The 4,712-nt window shown below is 71.9% G+C and carries 5 protein-coding genes and 1 pseudogene; 3 read left to right on the forward strand and 3 right to left on the reverse strand.

What is annotated here, in order from left to right:
• The 3 genes and pseudogenes from AB0B89_RS34995 to AB0B89_RS35005 all read right to left on the reverse strand — a co-directional run.
• Nucleotides 1-92, reverse strand: a pseudogene (locus tag AB0B89_RS34995) (RNA polymerase-binding protein RbpA); the annotation flags it as partial.
• Nucleotides 62-298: a helix-turn-helix domain-containing protein gene (locus tag AB0B89_RS35000; protein WP_358561634.1), complete on the reverse strand. Its 237-nt coding sequence runs from the start codon at nucleotides 296-298 to the stop codon at nucleotides 62-64. The gene AB0B89_RS35000 and the pseudogene AB0B89_RS34995, both read right to left, overlap by 31 nt.
• A gap of 120 nt (nucleotides 299-418) precedes the next feature.
• Nucleotides 419-1,594 carry an MFS transporter gene (locus tag AB0B89_RS35005; protein WP_358561637.1) on the reverse strand — a complete coding sequence of 392 codons (1,176 nt, stop codon included), beginning with the start codon at nucleotides 1,592-1,594 and terminating at the stop codon, nucleotides 419-421.
• A 76-nt stretch (nucleotides 1,595-1,670) separates the two neighbouring features.
• On the opposite strand from AB0B89_RS35005, the gene AB0B89_RS35010 reads away from it, so the two are divergent.
• From AB0B89_RS35010 to AB0B89_RS35020, 3 genes are all read left to right on the forward strand, one after another.
• A complete protein-coding gene (locus AB0B89_RS35010) occupies nucleotides 1,671-3,326 on the forward strand; it encodes a TIGR03086 family metal-binding protein (protein WP_358561640.1) in 1,656 nt (551 codons plus the stop codon).
• Between the two features lie 69 nt (nucleotides 3,327-3,395).
• Complete coding sequence (locus tag AB0B89_RS35015; protein ID WP_358561643.1) at nucleotides 3,396-4,022, forward strand: helix-turn-helix domain-containing protein; 627 nt, start codon at nucleotides 3,396-3,398, stop codon at nucleotides 4,020-4,022.
• A gap of 1 nt (nucleotide 4,023) precedes the next feature.
• Nucleotides 4,024-4,710 (forward strand): SRPBCC domain-containing protein, encoded by a 687-nt coding sequence (locus tag AB0B89_RS35020; protein ID WP_358561646.1) that lies wholly within the window; start codon nucleotides 4,024-4,026, stop codon nucleotides 4,708-4,710.
• The last annotated feature ends 2 nt before the right edge of the window (nucleotides 4,711-4,712 follow it).

Below are 4,712 nucleotides of genomic sequence, written 5' to 3' on the forward strand. Positions count from 1 at the left end.
ATGTCCCAGTGGGTGCGCGGCGGCTTGGCCTTCTTCTGCTGAGGCTGCTCTGCATCCACCCTTAGCGCGGTAGCGCCGCAACTGCGGCACTCCCGCGGATCAGCGCGTCGGCCAGATCGTCGCGGCCGGCGAAGTAGCGGTACAGGGCGGGCCCCGACAGGCCGAGCTCCTTGGCGATGCGGGTGAGCGCGATGGCCGCGAGACCCCCCTCGGCGAGCTGCCTCAGGGCGATCTCCTTGATCTCCGCGCGCGTCTGCTCGCGGTAGCGGGCACGGAGCCCGCCCTCCGTCGGCGTCATGACCGTCTCCCTCCGCCGTCCGGGCGACCGCCCGGCGTGGATCCCAGGAGCCTACTCCAGAGGCGATTCATTCTAGGGAAAGTTAGTATTTATAACATCAGTGAGATGGTGAAAGTGAGATCACGCGGCGGTGGCGGACTCGGGCTCCCTGGACACCTGGTGCCGCCCGAGCACCCCCGCGCTCATCAGCACCGCCACCATCAGCGCGGTGACCAGCACGAACGAGACCGAGAGGCTGCTCAGCGCCGCGACACCGCCGATCGCGCTGGGCGCGACGAATCCCGAGCTGTAGCTGATCGTCGCCACCCCCGCCACACCCTCGCCCGGCGTCCGCGCGGCGTTGCCGGCCGCCCCGAACACCAGCGGCACGACCACCGCCACCCCGACCCCGATGAGCATGAACCCGGTGATCGCCGGCAGCGGGGTGCGGGCGATCACGACGAGGGCTCCGCCCACCGTGGCGAGCAGCCCGCTGATCCGCACGGTCGTCGCCGCGCCGAGCCGCCGCACCACCATGTCCCCGCAGAGCCGTCCGGCCGCCATGGTGAACGCGAACGCGGTGTAGCTCGCGGCGGCCACCCCGGCCGAGGTCCCGGTGACCTGCCTGAGGTAGACGGCGCACCAGTCCTGGCTGGCCGCCTCGGCGAAGATCGCGCAGAAGCCGATCAGGCCGAGGACGAGCACGTGCCGGGACGGCATCACGAACCTCGGGGGAGCCGCCTCGCCCTCCTCCGCACGCACGTCCAGCAGGAGAGGCCCGGCCGCGCCTCCCACCGCCAGCAGCACCAGGGCCATGACGCCCAGGTGGACGCGGGCGTCCACGCCGAGCTGGGCGGCCGGCACGCCGACGGCGCCCGCCGCCAGACCGCCGACGCTCCACATCCCGTGCAGCCCCGACATGATCGAACGGCCCATCCGCTGCTCGACCACGACCCCCTGCGCGTTCATCGCGACGTCGGCCATGCCCGCCACCGCCCCGTACAGCAGGAGCGTGAACCACAGCACGGCGAGGTTCGGCGCGAGGGCCGGCAGGGCCAGCGCCGCCGACCACAGCGCGATGAGGCATCTTGTGGCCGCCCGCCCGCCGAACCTGTGGATGACGCGCCCGGCCGTCGGCATCGCCACCATGGACCCGACCGCCGGGGCCAGCAGGGCGAGACCCAGCTCTCCCGGGCCCGCGTGAAGGTGGTCCTGCAGCCAGGGGATACGGGTGGCGAAGCTTCCTGTGACCGCCCCGTGGACCGCGAACGTGACCGCGACCGCCACCCGTGCCCTGCTCACCCCGCGAGAGTCCACCCGAGAAAAGCTAACAGAAAGGTTTCTTTCCCGGGAGTGCGTGATCACATGCCGGACCCGGGTTGACTCTCCCATCATGGGAGGCCTGAGGCTGGGACGCGTGTACGACGACACCGTCCTGTTGAGCATCGGAGAGCTGGCGGAGCGCACCGGGTTGTCGGTGAAGCTGATCCGTCACTGGTCCGACATCGGCGTGGTCCCGCCGGCGGCCCGTACCCCGGCCGGCTACCGCCTCTACGACGCCGAGGCGGTGGCCCGGCTCCAGCTGGCGCGCACGTTGCGCGATCTCGGTATGGGCATGGCCGCGATCCGCGATGTCGTCAACCGGGAGCGCGGCCTCGCCGAGGTCGCGGCGCTCCACGCCGACGCGCTGGAGGTACGGATCCGCACGCTTCGCCTTCAGCAGGCGGTGCTGCGATCGGTCACCGACCGAAGGCCCACCACCGAGGAGCTGACCTTGATGACCGACCTGGCGCGACTGTCCGCCGCCGAGCGCAACGCGATCATCCATGATTTCGTCGCGGAGACGATGGGCGATCTCGACCATTCCGCCTACCGGCAGGGACTCCTCGCCGTGACCCCCGACCTGCCCGAGGAGCCCACGGCCGAGCAGGTCGACGCCTGGATCGAGCTCGGGGGACTGGTCCGCGACCCGGCCCTGCGCGCCGCGATGCGCCGCATGGCCGCGTACGCCGCGAAGCACGCGCCAGGCGACCCCGAGGCGGCCGGGGAGCACGACGCCGGGGACCTCACCGACCTGTGGGTGCGGCGGGTCACCGAGGCGATCGGCGCGGGGATCGCCGCGGACTCCCCGGCGGCCGACCCGATCGTGGCCGGCATCGTCGCGGCCTGGCTGCCGTCCCAGGCGCCCACCGGCTTCGTGCCGGGCGGCGACGGCGTGGAGGCCCGCCGGCGGCTGCTGGAGCAACTGGAGATCGCCGCCGACGCCGGCGCCGAGCGGTACTGGCAGCTGATGTGCGTCATCAACGGTCTGCCGGTGCGCCCCAGCATCGCGGCGGCCGGCCAGTGGCTGATCACCGCGCTGCGTACGAACCCCGAACCGGGTGCCCGGGACGCGAGCGTCGCGGCGACGCTCGCCGAGGACGACACGGCGCCGGCCGGCCTCCTGGACGGCTGCGCACGGGTCCTGGCCGAGGTGGGCGCGCTGGTCGCCGCGGTCGTCCCCGATCAGATGGACGACCCCACGCCGTGCGAGGGCTGGGACGTGCGGGCCCTGCTCGACCACCTGGTCTACGAGAACCTGATGTGGACGAGCCTCGCCGAGGGCGCCCCGCGTTCCGACTTCACGGCCGACCACCTCGGCGACGACCATGTGGCCGCCTTCCGCTCCGCCGCGGCGGCGACGATGGCCGCGTTCGGCAGGCCGGGCATGCTGGAGGAGCGGTTCGGACCGGCGCCCGGCTGGCGGCTGGTCGAGCAGGTCGTCATCGAGATGCTGGTGCACGGCTGGGACCTGGCCACCGCGACCGGCCGTCCCACCGACCTCGCGCCGGACGTCGCCGAGGCCACCTTGCCCGCCGTGCGGGCGATCTACGGAGAGCTGCCCCGGACGCCCGGCGGCTCGTTCGCACCGGAGCGTGAGGCGCCGCCCGGCGCGACCGCGGCCGACCGCCTCGCCGCCTACCTCGGACGGGCCGTCGGCCGGCCTCCCTCGGAACGTGCCGCCGGATGGCCCGCCACGGAACGGAACCTTCGCCGGACGGGACCGTAGCCACTGGTCGCCATGCCGACGAATTCGCTCATCTTGACGGACAATATTGTCGCTGAAAGTGTTGCGGGCATGTTGGATGTGGCGGTGATCGAGGATCCGGCCGCGGCCGAGGTCTCGCTGGACCCGGTGCGGTCCCGGCTGCTGGCCGAGTTGTCAGAGCCCAGATCGGCGACGATGCTGGCGGCCAGGGTGGGCCTGCCCCGGCAGAAGGTGAACTACCACCTCAAGGCCCTGGAGCGGCATGGCCTGGTGGAGCTGATCGAGGAACGCCGGAAGGGAAATGTCACCGAGCGGGTGATGCGCGCGACCGCCGCGTCGTACGTGATCTCGCCGGTCGCCCTCGCGGAGGTACAGCCCGACCCCTCGCGGTCCCCGGACCAGTTGTCGGCGCGCTGGCTGCTGGCGGTCGCGGCCCGGCTGGTGCGGGACGTGGGCGAGCTCATCACCGGCGCGGCCAAGGCGCGCAAGAAGGTCGCGACGTTCGCGATCGACGGCGAGATCCGGTTCGCCTCCGCGGCCGACCGCGCCGCCTTCGCCGAGGAACTGGCCGACGCGGTGGCCGCTCTGGTGAGCAAATATCACGATGGGGCGGCAGAAGGCGGGCGCGACCACCGCCTCATCGTCGCCGTCCACCCGAGCATCACGGCCAGACCGGTCGAAAACGACACGCCCGAGACACCGACCAAGGAGTTGTAGCATGCGGCACGAATTCGAGGTGCGCGAAGAGATCCTGATCCCGGCGACTCCGGAGCAGGTGTGGGAGGCGATCTCCACCGGTCCGGGCGTCGACTCCTGGTTCATGGGGCAGAACGAGATCGAGCCGCGTGGAGGCGGCACGGTGACCCAGAGCCTCATGGGCAACACCTGGACGGCCACGGTGACCACGTGGGAGCCCTCGAAGCGGTTCATCTACCAGGGCGAGGAGCAGCCGGACGGCACCTTCATGGCGTGGGACTACCTGATCGAGGGCCGCGAGGGTTCGAGCACCGCGGTCCGCCTCGTGCACAGCGGGTTCCTCGGTGACGACTGGGAGGCCCAGTACGACGCCCTGAAGACGGGCGACGTCATCTACATGCGGAAGTTGCTCGCCTACCTCAAGCACTTCCCGGGCCGTACCTCGACGTTCAACACCCTCATCCCGGGCCCGCAGGTGTCCGACAAGGAGCGCGTGTGGGAGGCGTTCAAGGGCGCGCTCGGCGTGACCGGCTCGATCGCCGAAGGCGACCGGGTGCTGCTCACCGTGGACGGGCTCCCCAAGGCCGAGGGCGTCGTCGAGAGCATCGGCTACCCGGCGGCGCCCACAGCACGGCCGCCGCCAGCGCGAGGACGGCGACGGATCCGGCCGCCGTGCGCCAGCCGTACCGCTCCTCGATGGGCACCATGACC

This window comes from Sphaerisporangium sp. NPDC049002, from assembly GCF_040649355.1.
Taxonomy (GTDB): domain Bacteria; phylum Actinomycetota; class Actinomycetes; order Streptosporangiales; family Streptosporangiaceae; genus Sphaerisporangium.